We start from the raw sequence: 17,169 nt of genomic DNA, 5'->3' as shown, positions 1-17,169 counted from the left end.
GACCAAATAAAAGAGGCCGGAAAATCCGGCCTCTTTGGCTGCTTGACTTTACCGCCGCCTTCGGCGGGAAGCCGGAGCGGTGAAGCCCGATAGCTCAGGCCTTACAACCGCTCCAACACAGCCTACTTGACGATGACGATGCTGGTGTTGGCCGGGCCGAAGACCTCGACAAGCTGGTAGAAATCGGCGGCATTATCCGGATGAAGCCGCACACAGCCATGCGAGGCCGGCTGTCCCAGGCGCTTGACGGCATTGGTCGCATGCACGGCGTAGCCGCCGCTGAAGAAAACCGAATGCGGCATCGGCGCGTTGTCATACTTCTTCGAATACCACATCTGGTGCATGCGGGTCGGCTTGAACGAGCCGGTCGGCGTGACATACCCCCTGGCGCCGGTCGAGACCTTCCAGGCGAAGGTCGGCCGGCCGTCGACCAGGACTTCCATGGTCTGCTGCGAAAGCGAGACCCGCGCCACGATCTTGTTTGCGGCTTGCGCGGCGCCATTGCCGGCGCCGAGGAGAAAGGCCGCGCCCATCAGGGCGGCAGCGGTGATGTGGATGAGCTTGGCGGAAATGGTGGTGTGCATGATGTTCCCCCTGTCTGCCGGATATGGCCGGTTCCAATTCGATGACCGGCTTATCCCCGCAGCGTGTTTCGAACTGATTTCGCAAGATATGCGTTTCTGTTTCGAATCTGTTTCCTATGGTTAACGGAAGCGGGCCGCTTGGAGCGGATCTTTCGGAGTGGAAACCGGCGGCGCCAGTGCCGGCCGCCACCGAGCCTGGCGGGCGGAAGATGCCGGCTAATCCCAAGCGAAAGCTCATTTTTCCCTGATATGAAAGAAATCTGACTGCGCTCGAAACCAACTTGCAACAAAGCGCGGCGTGGGGCGGCATGATGTGGATACAGGCCAGCCGCAGATTTGACCCAACGGAAACAGCCGGCACCAAACGAAAGTTGGCACGAAATCGAAAGCGGTTCTGTTTCCCGCCACGGTCTGGATCGTTTCCAGCCCTGCGCGTCAACCGGCTCAAGGCCCTCTGGCGGGTCGGTTTTGGGCTGAAGAAGATGCGCGGCCCCTCCGGCAACTTGCAGCCGAGAGGACCGAAGGCCCGCGCCGCGACGGGGGGCTCCGCAGCGGCGCGGGCACTTCGGGAGGTATCCCGAGGCATGACATATATCTGAATTTGGGGAGTGGACACGATGAACACGAAATTCGCAGCTTCTGTGCTTTCCGCACTGCTCTACGCACAAGGCTTGCTCGGCTTTGCCGGCCTTGTCACCGTGCTTCTGAAGGACCGCGCTCAGGCGACCGAATTCGTTATTGCCGGCGAAATGGGGGCTCGCGAAACCAGGCCTGGCGAAATGCCGTCAGGTCCGTCGCTTCTCGTGGTGCGCTGAGCATTAAGATCCGTGGACAGCAGGTGGCCACCCTGCCCTCAATCGGTGAACTGCATCGGCGGGTCGAACCGATAGCCCGCACCCCTTATGGTGGTGATGGTTTCGGTGTCGAGCTTGCGGCGCAGCCGCACGATGCGCGAATCGATCGAGCGATCGAAGGCATCGGCATTTTCGGCGGGTGCTCCGGCAATGATGTCGTCTCGCGTCAGCACCTTGCGCGGACTGGCCAGAAACAGCTTGAGCAGCGCCACCTGGCCTGGCGACAATTGTTCCTCCGTGCCGGAGCGGTGCATGACCATGGCCGACCTGAGGTCGACCGTCGCGTTCTCCAATACGATCAACTCCCCGGCGCTCCTGCCGCGCCGCGTCAGCAATCCGCCGATGCGGGCAGCGAGTTCCCTGACATTGAGCGGGCTCTCGACGACGTCGGCCGCACCCAGTTCGAGCGCCAGCACCTTGTCGACCAGATCGGTTGGCCGGCAGATCAGGATGAAATCCGGCCCGCCCTCGCCGCCATGGCGCCTGAGCAGGTCGCGCCCTTCCGCCTGGCTGAGGCTGTCGCCGATGACGGCGACATCGATGCCCTTTCCCGACAGCAGGGATTCGGCCTCCCAGGGTTGGCGCACAGCGCGCACATCATGGCCGCGCCGTTCGAGATGGTCGGCGAGATCGGTCGCGACTACATCAGCGACGGAAACAAGCGCAATGACGGATCGTGCGGCCATTTTTCCTACCATTCCCTCAGCAACCGAATATGAGCGCTGGACATGATGTTTATACCCAATCTACTTTCCACTGAAAGCGGGAGCGAGAGCATAGTGCGGGCACGAATAATCATCGTCGAGGACGAGCCCGATCTGCGGGACGCGGTTGCCGAATATCTCGGCGCCAGCGGCTATGATGTAGCGACGGCTGAAAGTGCCGCGGCGGCGCGCAGCTTGCTGGAAACGCAGTCGTTCCATCTGGCCATCCTCGACATCGCCATGCCTGGCGAGGACGGCCTGTCGCTCGGCCGCTGGCTGCGCTCGAAAATGCCGATCGGCGTCATCTACGCCACCGCCGCCGGCACCGCGCTCGACCGCATCGTCGGACTGGAACTCGGCGCCGACGACTACATCGTCAAGCCCTACGAATTGCGCGAGGTGCTGGCGAGGGTCCGCAGCGTGCTGCGCCGTGTCCCCCAGCCGAGCGAGCCGCAGGGCGTCAAGACCGAAGCAACGGCCGACCGCCGTGCCATGAGCTTCGGGCCCTTCCATGCCGATCTCGACGGCAGGTTCGTCACCGGCGCCAATGGCACGGTCATCGATATGGCCAAGAGCGAGTTCGACGTGCTGGAGGTTTTCCTGACGCGAGCCAACCGGCTGTTGACGCGGGCCGCGATCTCCGAGGCGATCGGTTTCGTCGAGGATCCGGAATCGTCACGCGCCGTCGACATCCGCATCATGCGGCTGAGAAAGAAGATCGAGGCGGACCCGGCCAATCCGAAATTCCTGCGCACGGTGCGCGGCGAAGGCTATATCTTCTCGTTGCCGACCGGTGAAGGCAACTGAACGGGCCGCTGGTATCCACTCTGGCCTGGCGCGGCTCTGAAAATGACGGCTGACAATGACTGCTGAAGCAGGACACACCGATGTGCACGGCGCCAGGCAAGGCGCGGCGATGGCGGCTGTCAATGTCGTCCGCCGGCTGCGCGAAGCCGGTGACTGGCAGCGCGAGATGGAAAACATCCTTGCCACGCTCTGCACGGCGCTCGATTGCCAGCGCGGCATCCTGTTTCGTCTGCGCGAACTGCCCGGCCAGGGTTTTGCCCAGTCGGTCGCGGCCTACTGGATCGACCCCCGGTTTGGCGGCGAGTTGGCGTCGCCGACGGTCATCATGCAGTCGGTCGTCAATTCGGATCCGCTGCTTGAGCGGCTGGGAGAGGATGAAAGGCAAGGCAAGGTCTTCGCCGGACACACGCGCGACCTCGAAGGTTTCCTGAGAACCGATTTCGAAAAGCAGCACATCAAGTCGTTCCTGTCGGTGTCGGTCTTTGCGCACGGCCATCTGTGGGGCACGCTAGCAATCAACGATTGTGTGAACGAGCGTGAATGGACCGACGAGGAAGAGGCGGCGCTGCACATCATCGCGCTGGCCATCAGCGACGCCATCGAACGATCGCTTTCCGATGCCCATGCCAGCGAGGTCATTCGCCGGACCATGCTGCAGGCCTCGCTCGATGCCATCATCGTCATCGACGAAACCGGCTCGATCATCGAATTCAACCCGGCCGCCGAAAAGATGTTCGGCTACCAGCGCAGCGACATCCTCGGCAAGGACCTGCTCGACACCGTCGTTCCGGAATATTACCGCAAGGGCTATGCGTCGGGCGCCGATTACATGTCGGGCCGCGGCGCGCCGATGGTCGGCCAGCGGCTCGAGACCGTCACCCAGAACGCGGCTGGCGAAGTCTTTCCGATCGAATTGACGGCAACCGAGATGCGGGTCGCCGACCGCCGACTGATCTTCGGCTCGATCCGCGACCTGCGCGACAAATTGCGCGCCGAGGAGGAGATCGGCCGCCAGCGCGAAAAGCTGCACCAGAACGAGAAAATGGCGGCGATGGGCTCGCTGCTTGCTGGCGTGTCGCATGAGCTCAACAATCCGTTGGCCGTGGTCGTAGCCCAATCGACGCTGCTCCACGAATTCGCCTCCGATCCGCAGACCAAGGTGCGCGCCGAAAAGGTCCGCGCCGCCGCCGAGCGCTGCGGCCGCATCGTCAAGAGTTTTCTGTCGATGGTGCGTCTGCATCCAGCGGCCCAGGCCGAGACCGATCTCAACCAGGTGGTTCGCGCGGCCCTCGAAGTGACCGCCTATGGCGCCAGATCGACCGGCATCATCATCGATACCGATTTTGCCAGCGGTCCGCTGCTGGCCATGGCCGACGCCGACCATGTGACGCAAGTGGCCGCCAACTTCCTCGTCAACAGCCAGCACGCCCTGGCCGGCATCGGCGGCGACCGGCTGATCAAGGTCCGGACTTTTCGCAGCGACCACGGCAATCCCAGTTTCTCCGTCGAGGATAACGGCCCGGGCGTGCCGGAGGCGATACGCGCCCGTATCTTCGAATCCTATTTCACCACCAAGCCGGTCGGCGTTGGCACCGGTATCGGCCTGTCGATCTCGAAGTCGATCATCGAAAGGCACAATGGCAATGTCTGGTTCGAAGAGGTCATGCCGAGGGGCGCGCGTTTCGTCGTGCAATTGCCGGCGATCGCCGCCAGCGGCGCCGTCGCGGGCGAAAGCCCGACGCGGTCGAGCGGATTGCGCCATGCGCTGATCATCGATGACGAGCCCGATGTCGCCGCCTCGCTCTCCGATATTCTGGAACTGATGGGCATCAAGTCGCGCATCGTGCCGATCTGGGCATCGACGGCTGCGACCTTGGGCGGCCACATGCCGCCGGACATCGTCTTTTCTGATCTGCGCATGCCCGGCACCAGCGGCATATCGATCTATCGCGAACTGCTCACTGAGCGGCCCGATCTGGCGCGGCGCTTCGTGCTGGTCACCGGCGACCTGATCGGCGCCAAGGCCGAGATCGAGGCCTTGCCCGCGCCGCTGCGACCGCAGATCCTGGAAAAGCCGTTCAGCACGCTGGACGTGCGCGGCGTGCTGACGGCGATTGCCGAACAGGCGGCATTGGGAAGCTAGAAAGCGTTAAAAAGAAGGCCCCCAACCGACGATGCGGCGGGAGCCTGACTTGAGCGCTGGAGGACGCTCGGGCAAGCATGATCCCTGGAAGGGGGAACCGGTCTTCGAAAAGACCATGCTCGCCAAAAACTCAAAAAACGTTTGGTGTGCTGGCCAGCGGCGCTGCATTCGCGATCATGCGGACGGCGCGGGCTCTGTGCACCCCGGACTGCTGGGCGATGGCGCGCAGGCAGTCCACGCTCTCGGCGCCCCAGGCCTGGCCCTTGCAGGCAAAATCGATCTGTGGCATCGGCAAGCGCCCGGTCTTGGTCGTGGTTGGCGCGCCGTCGATGACGTTGGCGGGTGGGTTCAGCGAAGCAAAGGCGGGGCCAACCGTCGGCGTGAACGCCATGCCGACGAATGCGGCGGCAGCCAGCACCGTGAACAGGCCCATCGGATGATCGCTGGCGCGCTGGCGCAATGCCAGTTGCGGGCGGCGGTCATTGCGCACCGGGGCCTGGAACTGGTGATCGTGGCCGGCGGTGTGGATCTTGGTAAACATCGTTGTTCCCTGTCGTCGATTTTCTTTTTTCAGTAAAACGAACTTAACCGCGCCTGGTAACGGGCGAATGGTGCACCCGCTTTCTTGTGTAACGGCTTTGAAACGAGAAAATTCAGCCGTTATTGGCATGTTTGGCCACAGCCGACACAAGGTTCGTTTCGAAACTGTTTGCTGTGACAAGGACGCCGACAGCACCCCTCTAGGCCGGAATCAGGCGCCGGACAGTGATCAATCCCACACTTCTGAATGGAATTCGGGGCAACGGCGATCTTTCCACGCAAGACGCGGTTGTTTTCTCGGCGCGGCAGCGCCGAATCCTCACATGGCGCGCGCGCCCGTTTCACAACCCATGTTAACACCCGGAATTTCCGGGATTTTCTGTCGTCATGCTGGTCCTGAAAACGCCAGAGCTCAACTCTATGGAAACTTCTGATCTCCACAAGCCATTGCATTTCAATGAAAAATATGCTTTTGTTGAATGAGTATTCAACAAATAAAGAGCCGTTTATGAACCCGCACCTCCGTGACGTGGCGATCCCCAATGATTGGGACCGGCGGGGCTTGCCGGGCTGGAGCTATCATTCCAACGCCCTTCTCGAACTCGAGAAAGAATACGTCTTCCGCAATCACTGGCAGATCGCCGGCCATGTCTCCGACGTGCCGAATGCCGGCGACTATCTGACCATGGATGTGGTCGGCGAACGGGCGCTGATCGTGCGTGGCAAGGACGGCGTCGTGCGCGCCTTCAACAATATGTGCCGCCACCGCGGCAGCCGCGTCGTCGCCGACAGCCAGGGCACCTGCAGGAATGCGCTGGTCTGCCCTTTCCACGGCTGGGTCTACAATCTCGACGGCACGCTGCGCGGTGCTGCCCGCCCGCGCTCCTTCCCCGACCTCGACAAAACCGAATTCGGCCTGATGCCGCTCGACCTCGAAATCTGGATGGGCTTCATCTTCATCCGCTTCCGCAAGGGCGGCCCGCAGCCGTCGGTGGCAGAATTGCTGAAGCCGATCGAGGCTGAGATGACGCATTACGGCGTCGCCGACATGGTACCGTCCTGGGGCATCTGGACCCAGAAGTCGCCGGTCAACTGGAAATCGGTGCGCGACGTCGACAATGAAGGCTACCATGTCGCCATGGCCCATCCCGCCTTGCAGGATCTCTATGGTGCAACCTATTTCGACGAGCCGTTCATCAACGGCGTGTCGCGCTCCTTCGCCACCTACAATCCGCATGCCGGAAGGCGCTGGAGCGTAGCCCAGTACATCAAGCTCGCATCCGCGGCGGCGCACCTGCCGGAACACCTGCGCAAGGCCTGGATCTATTACGGCATCTTCCCCAACAACGCGCTGTCGATCATGCCGGAATCGGTGCAGTTCTATCAGGAGTTCCCGCTGTCGACCGGCGAGACGCTGCTGCGCGGCGCCATCTACCGCTATCCAGACGAGACCAGGGAACAGGCGGCGGCGCGCTACCTCGCCTATCGCATTGACCGCGACACCATGAACGAGGACGTGCAGCTTTCCGTCTGGTCGAACGAATCCATGCTGTCCGAAGCCTTCGAGGGTTTCTATCTCTCCGATCTCGAATATGGCGTGCGCACCCACCATGACCATCTGCGCAAGCAGATCCCCGTGCTTGGGCTGGAAACCGCGCCGGAGGAAAAGGACATGTGGAACCTCAACGAGGCCATGCGATCGCAGGTATAAAGCTGCCGATCTCCCCTTGTGGGAGATTGGCCCTCACCCCCGCCACACGCCTTCTTTCCTGAGATCGTCCATTGTCCGCGAAATGCCTTCGCGCAGGATCGCCACCATGTCGTCGATCTGTTCTCGCGAAATGATCAGCGGCGGCGACATCACACACATGTTGATCAGCGGCCGGACCAAGAGGCCAAGCTCGTGGCAATGCGCGTCGATGCGCTTGCCGACATTCTTGTCGAGCTGCAATGGGTCCTTGCTTTCGCGGTCGGCCACGCATTCGACGCAACCCATCAGCCCGAGGCCGCGCACCTCGCCGACCAGCGGCAGTTCCTCCAGCGTCTTCAGCTGCGCCTGGAAATAGGGCGCGACCTCGCGCGCATGAGCAAGCACGCTGTCTTCGAGGATGTCGAGGTTCTTCAACGCCACCGCGCAGCCAATGGGATGGCTGGTGTAGGTCAGCCCATGGCCGAACATGGCGTCGGGATGGTTCGAGCGGCGCAACTGCTCCAGCAGCCGTTGCGAGATGATGACCCCGCCAAGCGGGAAATAGCCTGATGTCACCCCCTTGGCGAAGGTGATCATGTCAGGATCGATGCCGAACACGTCGCCGGAAGCAAAGACATGGCCGAGCCGGCCGAAGGCAGTCACCACCTCGTCGGAAATATAGAGGATGTCGTTGTCTCGGCAGATCTCGCGGATGCGCTTGAGGTAACCGTCCGGCGGCACGATGACGCCACCCGACGCCTGCACCGGCTCGCCGACGAAAGCGCCGATCCGCTCAGCGCCAACGCGGGCGACGGTATCGCGGAATTCATCGATGAGGCCATCGGTGAAGGCGGCAAGGCTCATGCCTTTTGGCCGGCGGAACGGATCGGGCGACGACAATTTGACGACGAGCTCGTCGGCGCCATCCATCCAGTCGCGGTCGCGCGGGCGTCCGTTGAGCGAGGCCGACAGATAGGTCGAGCCGTGATAGGCGCCGCCACGGCTCAGGATCAGCTTCTTTTCCGGTCGACCGCGCACATTGTTGTAGAACTGCATGAAGCGCAGTGCCGTCTCCACCGCCGAGGAGCCTCCCGTGGTGAGGAAGACATGGCTGAGGTCCCCGGGCGCATGGTCGGCGATGCGCCTGGCAAGCTGTGCCGACGGCGCGTTCATCGTGTACCATGGCGTGTTGTAGGACAGCGCCATCGCCTGATCGTACATCACCTTGGCGAGTTCCTCGCGGCGATGACCGATATTGATGCACCACATGCCGGCCGGCCCGTCGATCAGCCTTTGGCCGCTGCTGTCGGTGATGTAGATGCCGTCGCCCTCGCCGATCAGCGCGCGCGCCTCGTGGCCGACCGAGCCGGCAAACGGCCAGGGCTGGATAAGATGACGCCTGGCCAGATCGACGGCATCTTCATCGCCAGGCTCCGCCATTCCGGTTACCCTCAGATCTCTTGCAGCCGCCATCGTCGCCTCGCATTGTTTCGTCGCGAATTTTCATCGGACACCAAGCCCGCCGACAACTGCGGGAGAACCGGTTTTTCACTTCATTTTGAATGTCCGTTCAATCAATATTGCAGAAATAGCGCTTGATTTCAATCCGCGGATGCGCTCATGATGAAAGAAAGCCGGCAAGCTCGGAGTGCGATCGGCAAACGCGGTCACCAGTTTCGCGTTCGGTCACGCTCCAGGCATAAAAGTGGGAACAAGCAGCCGGTCTCTAGAATGGGACGCCGCATGGCAGGACAATCCGCGCCAGCAACCGAAATCACGCCCGGGGCCCTGCCGGAGGGCTTGCAATGACGGCGGCTGCGGAAGGGTCGCCCGCGTTCGGCATGACGCGGGCCAGACGAAACGCCCTTCTGCAGTCCGAACCCGTCCAGGGCTTTGCCCTGATCAGCCCGACCTTTCTCTACGCGCTCATACTTCTGGTCCTGCCGATCCTGGTGGTCATCGCGCATTCCTTCTGGACGCAGAATTACCTCACCATCGACCGCACCTTCACGTTGGAGAACTACCGCGTCGCGCTGACCGAGCCGATCTATCGCGATCTGCTCTGGCGCTCGCTCTACATCTCGCTGATGGTGAGCTTCTTCACGGTGGTGCTCGCCTATCCAATCGCCTACTTCATCTCTTTCCATGGCGGTCGTCACAAGAGCCTGTGGCTGTTCCTGATCACCATCCCGTTCTGGACCAGCTATCTCCTGCGCGTGATGTCGTGGAAGGTGATCCTCGGCTATAACGGCGTCTTGAATTCCGGCCTGATGGGGCTTGGCGTCATCGACGAGCCGTCAACGGCGCTGCTCTATAATTCGAGCGCCGTCATCATCACGCTGACCCATGCCTGGGCGGCCTTCGCCATCCTGCCGATCTTCGTTTCTCTGGAAAAAGTCGACCGCACGCTGGTCGAGGCGGCCACGGACCTCGGCGATGGTCCCATTCGTTCCTTCCTGCGCGTGACACTGCCGCTGTCGGCGCCGGGTGTCATCTCGGCGGCGCTGATCGTCATGATCCCGACTGTCGGCGACTATGTCACGCCCAAGCTTGTCGGCGGCAAGGACGGCGTCATGATCGCCAATGCCATCCAGGCTCAATTCGGCAAGGCCTCCAACTGGCCGCTGGGCGCCGCACTTTCGGTCACCACCATGCTGATCGTCACGCTGATAGCCGGCGCCACCGTGCTGATCCTGCGTGCCGCCCAGAGGTTGGCGCGATGAGGCTGGCATGATGAGGTTGGCGCGATGACGGCGATGCGGCGCTTCCTGGCCAATGGCTGGCTGTCGGCCTATGCGTTTCTCTACGTCGTCTTCCTCTATCTGCCGGTCATCTTCCTGCCGATCTTCTCGGTCAACACGGCCGCGACGCCCAAATTCCCGCTCTCCGGCTTCACGCTCAAATGGTATGAGGATCTGCCGCGCACGCCGGCGTTGCTCGACGCCGCCTGGAACAGCTTGGTCGTCGGCGTGTCGGCGGCCATCCTGTCGACGGTTCTCGGCATCCTCGCCGCCCGTTCGATCACCCGCTACCGCTACCCCGGCCGCCGCGCCATCAACGGCCTGATCATGGCGCCGCTGGTGCTGCCCGAAATCATCGTCGCCATCTCCCTGCTGTTGGTGATACTGCAACTCGGTCTGAGCCTGTCGCTGTTCACCGTCGTGCTCGGACACGTCCTGGTCTGCATCCCCTATTCGATGACGGTGCTGACCGCCGGCTTCGAGGGTTTTGATCGCAGCCTGGAGGAAGCCTCGGCCGATCTCGGCGAGAGCGCCTTCGGCACTTTCCGGCGCGTGACGCTGCCAATGGTGGCGCCGGCGATCATTTCCAGCCTGCTCGTCTGCTTCACCATTTCGCTCGATGAGTTCCTCATCGCCTTCTTCCTGACCGGCACCGAGGCGACGCTGCCGATCTATATCTGGGGCCAATTGCGCTTTGCCTCGAAGCTGCCTGGCGTTCTGGCGCTGGGCACGCTGTTGCTGGCTGCCTCCTTCCTGTTGATGACAATTGCCGAAATCCTGCGCCGTCGCGCGGCCAAACGCACCCAGAACGAGGGAGGCCTCTATGCCTGAGCGGCCCCGGACTGAACGGCTTCAGACCGAACGCCCAATGATCGAAATCAAAAGCGTCACCCGCAGCTATGGCGCCTTCAAGGCGCTCGACGATGCCTCGCTGACCATCAAGGAGGGCGAGTTCTTCTCGCTGCTCGGTCCGTCCGGTTGCGGCAAGACCACGCTGCTGCGCATGATTGCCGGTTTCGACAACCCGACCAGCGGCTCGATCTCGGTCGACGGTCAGTCGATGGAAGGCATTCCCGCCAACCGCCGGCCGACGAACATGGTGTTCCAGAGCTATGCGATCTTCCCGCATCTCAATGTCGAGCAGAATGTCGCCTACGGCCTGAAGCGGTTGAAGCTCGAAAGAGCGGAGGAAAAGCGCAGGGTCGAAGAGGCGCTGGCCCAGGTGTCGCTGACCGGCCTTGGCAAGCGCCTCGCCACCGAGCTTTCCGGCGGCCAGCGCCAGCGCGTCGCACTGGCCCGCGCGCTGGTGATGCGGCCCAAGGTGCTGCTGCTCGACGAGCCGCTGTCGGCGTTGGACAAGAAGCTGCGCGAACAGATGCAGGTCGAACTGCGCCGCCTGCAGCAGGCGGTCGGCATCACCTTCGTGCTGGTCACCCACGACCAGTACGAGGCGCTGGCCATGTCCGATCGTATCGCAGTGATGTTCGGCGGCAGGATCGCGCAAATCGCCTCGCCCAAGGAGATCTACCAGCGCCCCGTCAACCGCCAGGTCGCCGACTTCCTCGGCGGCATGAATTTCGTCAAGGCCGAGATCGTCGAGGAGAATGGCGCGTCGCTGGTTGTCGACACGCTGGGGTTCGGGCGCATCAAGACCGACAAGCCGAAGGCTTTCATCCGCAATGGCGGCGCGGCCACGCTCGGCATAAGGCCCGAGCGCCTGCGCGTGCTGTGGGACAATGCGACGGCCAAATTCGAGGTGGCGGGCAAGGTGGTCGAGCGCCACTATTTCGGCGAGATCACCCATTTGATCGTAGAGATACCTGGGTTGGAAAAACCGCTGTCGGTGACCGAGACCAATGATTTCGGCGCCGACGACATCCCCGTCGGCACCTCGATCCGCCTCGCCTACGACCCCGAGGCGCTGGTGGCGATGGCGGACTGAACGTTCGCAATGATTTTTCGCGACGCTATCCGCCCCGCCACGATGGCGCCCTCGACATAGCCGGGAAATGACGGCGACAGTTCCGAGCTGGCGAAATGGACCGGCGGTGCGCCGGCAACGATCGTGCGCTCGGCCTCTCTTGCCGTCACGTCGACGATAAGGTCGCTATAGGCACCGCCGCTCCAGCGGTCATCCGTCCAGTCGCGCTGGCTGAAATCGAGAATATCGGCCGCATCCGGACCGAGCGCGTCCGCTAGCTTGGCCGTGACTTCGTCACGTAGCGCCGCATCGCCCAGCTTGCGGCAGAGCAGCGCCAACGGCCCGCCGATAAAGACGACCAGCGCGGCATGGTCGTCATCCTTGCTGGCGTCGCAGGCAAACAGGCCCGGCAGGTCGCGCCACATCACCATGCCGCTCAAACTCCGTTCGCGCCAGAACGGCCTGGCATAGCGGACCAGGATCTTGATCACAGCGCCGCTTTCCCAGACGTCAAGGGCATTCTTCAAGGCTGCCGGCAAAGCGGGCTGAAAATCGAGCTTGGCGGCAGTGGCCGGCGGCAATGCGATCAGGACTTCGCGCGCTCCGATGACGCCGCTGCCCGAGACGATGCGCATGCCTTGCCGCGCACGCTCGACCCGCATCACCGGCTCGTTCAGCCGCACGTGGTCGCCGAGATCACCCGCCAGGTCGTCAGCCAGCGACTGCATGGTCTCGCGCAAGGAATATTGCAGCTCCGGCACCTCGTTGGTGATGCGGCGGTCGTTGTCGATCAGGTGCCAGAGCGGCATCTTTTCCAGCGCCAGGCACCACAACCCCTCGATCATCGAGCGGAAGGCCGCCTTGGCGTCGGCCGGGTCCTTCTGGCGGTCGAGCCACGCGGCGACGGTTAATCCGGCTATGGAGGGATCGTCAGGTTCGATCCCATTCATGCGTCCGCGGATCGCCATCGCTGTGACATAGGTCCGCTCGGCCTGTTCGACGGGCATCGATGGGTGGGTGATGAAATCACCATCGACAAAGGTCTCGACGAAGGTCTTGCCGCGCGCTTCAACCAGCGACATCAGTTCCGGCATGTCCTCGCACAGGAACTGGCCGCCGCTGTCGATGCGCTCGCCAAGCCCATTGCGTCTGGATTCCACGCGTCCGCCAACACGGTCGCGCGCTTCGAGCAGCAGGAAATCGATGCCGGCCTTCTTTAGTTCCAGCGCCGCCGATAGTCCGGTGAAACCGGCGCCGACGATGACGACATCGGCTCTTTCAGTTCCGCGCTTCAATAGCCGGCCTTGATCTTCTCGAATTCGTCGATCATCCGCTGCTTGAGCTCCGGCGCCACCGGTTGCTGAAACAGCGTCTTGTCAAGGAATTTGTCGAGATTGTCGAAGCCCCGCTCGGCCAGCAGCTTGGGTTCGATCGCCGCCATGCCTGCGGCGTTGCCGTGGCCATAGCCGAATGTCGTGACCATATAGTCCGAGACGGCAGGTGCGTTGACCGCGTTCAGGAAATCATAGGCCTGGTCGAGATTGCCGGGCGCGTCCTTCATCAGCACATAGCCGCACACCCAGGTCGATATGCCTTCCTTGGTGCCGCGATTCATGGCGATCGGCACGCCCTGGCTCTTGAGAGTGACGAAGGTCTCGTTCCAGCCCCAGGCGAGGTCGACCTCGTTGCCTGAGAAGGCCTGGTTGATGTCGGTGTCGTCGGTCCAGTAGAAGCGGATGTTCTTGTGCACATCGCGCAGAAAATCGGAGGCTTCCTTGAACTGAGCGTCCGTCATCTTGGTCCAGTCCTTGAGACCGATGACCAGGCTCGCCAGGGCGTAGGCGTCGTCGACATTGTCGCCGATGGTGACGCGCCCCTTGAATTTCGGATCTGCAAGGATCCTCAGCGACTGCGCCTCTTCCGCCGTCACGTTGTCGGTGCGGTAGAGCAGCGATGTGTTGCCCCAGTCGAAAGGCATGAACCAGACCTTGCCGTCGGCGGTGGTGGCGAGATCCTTCATCGCCATGATGCCTGGATTGAGGTCCTTCCAGCCGGTGATTCTTGACGTGTCGAGCGGCTGCAGCATGCCAGCCTCGCGCCACTTCACCACGCTTTGCGAACAGGGATGCGCAATATCGGCCTTGAAGCCGGCCCGCATCTTCTGAAAGGCTTCGTCCTCGTCGCCAAAGAAGGCGAAGGTCGGTTCAGCGCCATATTTGGTGGTGTAGGCGGAATGGAGCAGCGGATCCTCGTAGCCCGACCAGTCGAACACAATGAGGTCGCCACCGCCTGCCGCGAATGCGAGGTGGACGCCAGCGCCAATCGTGCATGCGGCGGCGATGGCAAGGCTGCGAAGCATGGACTTCATGGCTGGGAATTCCCCGTCGCAAACAATATCCAGCGAGGTTAGGAGAATTCCCAGGCTTTGGCGAGCCCGTCCGCCGACCATATCGGCGTGCGGACGGGTCAAGCCAAACACGGCTCAATAGCCGGCTTTGATCTTCTCGAACTCGGCGATCATTTTGAGCTTGAGCTCGGAGGGGACCGGTGACTGGAACAGCGTCTTGTCGACGAATTTCTGCACGTCGTCGTAGCCCTTCTCCTTCAACACCGCCTGGTCGACACCTTCCATGCCCTTGGCATTGGCCTGGCCGTAGCCCCAGTCCTTGACCAGGACCTTGGCGACTTCCGGATCGTTGATCGCGTTCAGATAATCATAGGCCTTGTCGGTATTGCCGGGCGCGTCCTTGAACAGCACGTAACCGCAGACCCATGTCGAAATGCCCTCGTCGGTATCCTTCTTGGCCTTGATCGGCACGCCGGCGGCGACCGATTGCACTGTCGCATCATTCCATGCCCAGGCGAGATCGACCTCGCCGCCGCTGAACAACTGGACGATGTCAGTGGAGTCGGTCCAGTAGGAGCGCACATTCTTGTGCACCTCGCGCAGGAAGTCGGACGCCTGCTTGAACTGATCGTCCGTCATCTTGGTCCAGTCCTTGAGCCCGATGGCAAGGCTGGCCAGTGCATAGGCGTCGTCGACATTGTCGCCGATGGAAACCCTGCCCTTGAACTTGGGATCGGCGAAAGCCTTCAGCGACTGCACGTCCTTGGCGTCGATCTTGTCGGAATTGTAGGTGAGCTGCGTATTGCCCCAGTCCCAAGGCATGAACCATGCCTTGCCGTCAGCGGTGGTGGCGAGATCCTTCATCGCCATGATACCGGGATTGAGGTCTTTCCAGGCAGTTATCTTCGAGGTGTCGAGCGGTTGCAGCAGGCCGGCTTCGCGCCATTTCACCACGCTCTGCGAGCAGGGATGGCCAAGATCAGCCCTGAAACCGGAACGGACCTTTTCGAACGCCTCGTCCTCGTCGCCAAAGAAGGTGAAGGTCGGCGAATCGCCATTCTTCTCGACATATTTCTGGTGGAAGCTGGGATCCTCGTAGCCGGACCAGTCAAAGATGATCAGGTCCTTGTCCGCGGCAACCGCAAGTCCGGCGGCCGAAGCCGCCAGCGCACCAGTCAGCGCCAAAGTCAGTGTCAGGCGTCGGGTCATTGTCTTCATTGCTGTTCCATCCTCTTTTGGTTTTTGCTTCAAGCCTTCTTGGGGCCGCTGGCCAATGGATAGTGTTTCGAAAATGCCGCCGACAGGAATTCGTTCGCCGCCTGCAAAGCGGTTTCGCGGGTGACGTCCTCAGTGCCCATCATCAGCCGCAGCCACAGGCCCTCCAGCATGGCGCTCAGCGCCAGCGCCATCACCTGCGGCTCATAGGCATAGCCGCCGCTCTCTTTGAGCGCCGCGCAAAGGTCGATGAATATCTTCTGGTAGGCGGCGTCACGCGCGCCGCACAGCGCCTGATAGGTCGGGCGCGACTTGGCTTCGCCCCAGAAGGCGCACCAGGCGGCCAGCTTGCGTTTGTTACAGATCGAGCGATCGAAATCGGCGGCGACCAGCGCCTGCAACTGGCGGGCGGGATCGTCGCCGGCTCTGGTGAGGGCGGCGCGCCAGTGTGCGGCATACTCGTCGGCCATAAATGCCAACGTGGCGACGAGCAGCTTTTCCTTGCTCTCGAAATGGAAATTGACGATGCCGCGCGACAGGCCGGCCCCGTCGGCGACATCGGCCATCGTCGTCTCCGAATAGCCGCGCTTGGCCAGCGAATCGATCGTCGCCTCGATCAGTTGAAGCTGCCTAACTTCCTTCGAGGCCTTGCGGCCGCGTTTTTCGATCTCGTTTTTCCGCGTTGACTCTCCGTTTTTCCGCGCCGACCCAAGGACGGCTTCCCTGGCCTCTGCTGTCTTCATGGGTGTGATGGTCTCCAGCATCGCCGGCTATCCAACCGGTTTCCGACCGCGAAGATGAGTGGGACGGTGCTCGCCGCTGTCAAGCACCTTCTGCATGGCTTCCCAGGTTCGTATGTTCTTGTCGACATAGGCCGCCCCGACCGCGGCCGCGACCGCCGGGTAGAGCGGACCCTTGAGGCGGGTGAGTTCCTCGCGCGCGACCTCGCGGTACCAGGGATTGCGGTCGCGCACTGTAACGTCGGCAAAGCCGGCGCGGCGCATCGCCTGCGCATAGCGCACCGGCGATGCCATGGTGAAGGACAGGCCTTCTGCGGCGACATAGGCCTTCATCTCGGGTGATGGTTCGTCATCATGCGAGATCATCCAGTTCGAAGCGGCGAAGACGCCGCCCGGCTTCAGCACGCGGAAGATCTCGGCGAACAGCCCATCCTTGTCGGGCACATGCAGCAGCGCGTCCTTGGAGAAGACGACATCGAAGGAAGCATCCGCGAAAGGTAGTGGTCCAGGCGGCGCCTGTACGAAGCCGGCGCTATCGGAAAGCCCGCGTGCGGCCGCCCTTCGCCTGGCCGTCTCGATCACCGGGCGCTCGACATCGAAACCGGTGGCGTGGGCAGCACCATGGCGCTCGACCAGATGCAGCGTGATGCCACCGGAGCCGCAGCCTATATCGAGGACCGCCTTGCCCCTAAGCGACAGGCCCTCGACCACGCGGTCGACCTCTTCCGGTCCGCCGGGCGACAGATAACCATCGCCCCACAGCGCCTCGAGGAAGCGGATGGCGGTGTCATCATATTCCGGCTCGGCGTCTGCCGTTTCGATCATCAGACCTCGGCCCCAATCCTCGAAAACCCATTCCCGACTATCGGCAAAGCCTAGCGCA

Annotated in this window: 16 protein-coding genes; 7 read left to right on the top strand and 9 right to left on the bottom strand. The window is 62.2% G+C overall.

Translation table 11 applies throughout. From position 1 onward, the window contains the following. Positions 1–122: 122 nt before the first annotated feature. The gene (locus C9427_RS18940; RefSeq protein ID WP_107650640.1) at positions 123–584 is read right to left on the bottom strand and encodes a L,D-transpeptidase; all 462 of its coding nucleotides are present in this window, start codon (positions 582–584) and stop codon (positions 123–125) included. Between the two features lie 617 nt (positions 585–1,201). Between C9427_RS18940 and C9427_RS18930 the strand changes: the two genes are divergently transcribed. Continuing rightward, a complete protein-coding gene (locus C9427_RS18930; RefSeq protein WP_107650639.1) occupies positions 1,202–1,399 on the top strand; it encodes a hypothetical protein in 198 nt (65 codons plus the stop codon). Positions 1,400–1,437: 38 nt separating this feature from the next. Here the strand turns inward: C9427_RS18930 and C9427_RS18925 are convergent, their stop codons facing one another. After that, positions 1,438–2,124 (bottom strand): response regulator transcription factor, encoded by a 687-nt coding sequence (locus C9427_RS18925; RefSeq protein WP_107650638.1) that lies wholly within the window; start codon positions 2,122–2,124, stop codon positions 1,438–1,440. A 45-nt stretch (positions 2,125–2,169) separates the two neighbouring features. Here C9427_RS18925 and C9427_RS18920 point away from each other — a divergent pair, with 45 nt between their 5' ends. Both C9427_RS18920 and C9427_RS18915 read left to right on the top strand, forming a co-directional pair. Then, positions 2,170–2,949, top strand: coding sequence for a response regulator (locus tag C9427_RS18920; protein WP_208636381.1), 780 nt, complete (start codon positions 2,170–2,172; stop codon positions 2,947–2,949). 55 nt (positions 2,950–3,004) lie between these two features. Further along, positions 3,005–5,092 (top strand): hybrid sensor histidine kinase/response regulator, encoded by a 2,088-nt coding sequence (locus C9427_RS18915; RefSeq protein ID WP_167434401.1) that lies wholly within the window; start codon positions 3,005–3,007, stop codon positions 5,090–5,092. 130 nt (positions 5,093–5,222) lie between these two features. On the opposite strand, the gene C9427_RS18910 is transcribed toward C9427_RS18915, so the two are convergent. Continuing rightward, complete coding sequence (locus C9427_RS18910; protein ID WP_107650635.1) at positions 5,223–5,633, bottom strand: hypothetical protein; 411 nt, start codon at positions 5,631–5,633, stop codon at positions 5,223–5,225. Positions 5,634–6,140: 507 nt separating this feature from the next. On the opposite strand from C9427_RS18910, the gene C9427_RS18905 reads away from it, so the two are divergent. Then, positions 6,141–7,343 carry an aromatic ring-hydroxylating oxygenase subunit alpha gene (locus tag C9427_RS18905; protein ID WP_107650634.1) on the top strand — a complete coding sequence of 401 codons (1,203 nt, stop codon included), beginning with the start codon at positions 6,141–6,143 and terminating at the stop codon, positions 7,341–7,343. A gap of 33 nt (positions 7,344–7,376) precedes the next feature. On the opposite strand, the gene C9427_RS18900 is transcribed toward C9427_RS18905, so the two are convergent. After that, positions 7,377–8,795, bottom strand: a complete 1,419-nt coding sequence (locus C9427_RS18900) for an aminotransferase (protein WP_107650633.1) — start codon at positions 8,793–8,795, stop codon at positions 7,377–7,379. Positions 8,796–9,127: 332 nt separating this feature from the next. On the opposite strand from C9427_RS18900, the gene C9427_RS18895 reads away from it, so the two are divergent. From C9427_RS18895 to C9427_RS18885, 3 genes are read left to right on the top strand one after another with little or no spacing between them, the layout of a single operon-like run. After that, positions 9,128–10,045 carry an ABC transporter permease gene (locus C9427_RS18895; protein WP_107650632.1) on the top strand — a complete coding sequence of 306 codons (918 nt, stop codon included), beginning with the start codon at positions 9,128–9,130 and terminating at the stop codon, positions 10,043–10,045. Positions 10,046–10,069: 24 nt separating this feature from the next. Beyond that, positions 10,070–10,894 carry an ABC transporter permease gene (locus C9427_RS18890; protein ID WP_097572086.1) on the top strand — a complete coding sequence of 275 codons (825 nt, stop codon included), beginning with the start codon at positions 10,070–10,072 and terminating at the stop codon, positions 10,892–10,894. A 37-nt stretch (positions 10,895–10,931) separates the two neighbouring features. Then, on the top strand, positions 10,932–12,005 hold the full coding sequence (locus C9427_RS18885; RefSeq protein ID WP_107650631.1) for an ABC transporter ATP-binding protein: 1,074 nt from the start codon (positions 10,932–10,934) through the stop codon (positions 12,003–12,005). Here C9427_RS18885 and C9427_RS18880 read toward each other — a convergent pair. From C9427_RS18880 to C9427_RS18860, 5 genes are all read right to left on the bottom strand, one after another. Further along, complete coding sequence (locus C9427_RS18880; protein ID WP_107650630.1) at positions 11,969–13,279, bottom strand: flavin monoamine oxidase family protein; 1,311 nt, start codon at positions 13,277–13,279, stop codon at positions 11,969–11,971. The genes C9427_RS18885 and C9427_RS18880 overlap by 37 nt on opposite strands. Further along, positions 13,276–14,352 carry an extracellular solute-binding protein gene (locus C9427_RS18875; protein ID WP_107650629.1) on the bottom strand — a complete coding sequence of 359 codons (1,077 nt, stop codon included), beginning with the start codon at positions 14,350–14,352 and terminating at the stop codon, positions 13,276–13,278. The genes C9427_RS18880 and C9427_RS18875 overlap by 4 nt, the downstream gene beginning before the upstream one ends. Before the next feature lie 114 nt (positions 14,353–14,466). Then, positions 14,467–15,549 carry an ABC transporter substrate-binding protein gene (locus C9427_RS18870; RefSeq protein ID WP_107650628.1) on the bottom strand — a complete coding sequence of 361 codons (1,083 nt, stop codon included), beginning with the start codon at positions 15,547–15,549 and terminating at the stop codon, positions 14,467–14,469. A gap of 29 nt (positions 15,550–15,578) precedes the next feature. Beyond that, positions 15,579–16,310, bottom strand: coding sequence for a transcriptional regulator BetI (gene betI, locus C9427_RS18865; protein WP_107650627.1), 732 nt, complete (start codon positions 16,308–16,310; stop codon positions 15,579–15,581). 6 nt (positions 16,311–16,316) lie between these two features. Further along, positions 16,317–17,111 carry a methyltransferase domain-containing protein gene (locus tag C9427_RS18860; protein WP_107650672.1) on the bottom strand — a complete coding sequence of 265 codons (795 nt, stop codon included), beginning with the start codon at positions 17,109–17,111 and terminating at the stop codon, positions 16,317–16,319. Positions 17,112–17,169: the final 58 nt, after the last annotated feature.

It is taken from the genome of Mesorhizobium helmanticense (genome assembly GCF_003034915.1).
Lineage (GTDB): Bacteria > Pseudomonadota > Alphaproteobacteria > Rhizobiales > Rhizobiaceae > Mesorhizobium > Mesorhizobium helmanticense.
Note: the sequence above shows the minus strand (reverse complement) of the source record. Positions and strands in the feature narration are given on the sequence as shown.

Excerpts from the sequence above, each read along its gene's own strand:
- C9427_RS18940 (WP_107650640.1), bottom strand. The coding sequence starts at position 584 with ATGCACACCACCATTTCCGCCAAGCTCATCCACATCACCGCTGCCGCC.
- C9427_RS18930 (WP_107650639.1), top strand. The coding sequence starts at position 1,202 with ATGAACACGAAATTCGCAGCTTCTGTGCTTTCCGCACTGCTCTACGCA.
- C9427_RS18925 (WP_107650638.1), bottom strand. The coding sequence starts at position 2,124 with ATGGCCGCACGATCCGTCATTGCGCTTGTTTCCGTCGCTGATGTAGTC.
- C9427_RS18920 (WP_208636381.1), top strand. The coding sequence starts at position 2,170 with ATGTTTATACCCAATCTACTTTCCACTGAAAGCGGGAGCGAGAGCATA.
- C9427_RS18915 (WP_167434401.1), top strand. The coding sequence starts at position 3,005 with ATGACTGCTGAAGCAGGACACACCGATGTGCACGGCGCCAGGCAAGGC.
- C9427_RS18910 (WP_107650635.1), bottom strand. The coding sequence starts at position 5,633 with ATGTTTACCAAGATCCACACCGCCGGCCACGATCACCAGTTCCAGGCC.
- C9427_RS18905 (WP_107650634.1), top strand. The coding sequence starts at position 6,141 with ATGAACCCGCACCTCCGTGACGTGGCGATCCCCAATGATTGGGACCGG.
- C9427_RS18900 (WP_107650633.1), bottom strand. The coding sequence starts at position 8,795 with ATGGCGGCTGCAAGAGATCTGAGGGTAACCGGAATGGCGGAGCCTGGC.
- C9427_RS18895 (WP_107650632.1), top strand. The coding sequence starts at position 9,128 with ATGACGGCGGCTGCGGAAGGGTCGCCCGCGTTCGGCATGACGCGGGCC.
- C9427_RS18890 (WP_097572086.1), top strand. The coding sequence starts at position 10,070 with ATGACGGCGATGCGGCGCTTCCTGGCCAATGGCTGGCTGTCGGCCTAT.
- C9427_RS18885 (WP_107650631.1), top strand. The coding sequence starts at position 10,932 with ATGATCGAAATCAAAAGCGTCACCCGCAGCTATGGCGCCTTCAAGGCG.
- C9427_RS18875 (WP_107650629.1), bottom strand. The coding sequence starts at position 14,352 with ATGAAGTCCATGCTTCGCAGCCTTGCCATCGCCGCCGCATGCACGATT.
- C9427_RS18870 (WP_107650628.1), bottom strand. The coding sequence starts at position 15,549 with ATGAAGACAATGACCCGACGCCTGACACTGACTTTGGCGCTGACTGGT.
- betI (WP_107650627.1), bottom strand. The coding sequence starts at position 16,310 with ATGCTGGAGACCATCACACCCATGAAGACAGCAGAGGCCAGGGAAGCC.
- C9427_RS18860 (WP_107650672.1), bottom strand. The coding sequence starts at position 17,111 with ATGATCGAAACGGCAGACGCCGAGCCGGAATATGATGACACCGCCATC.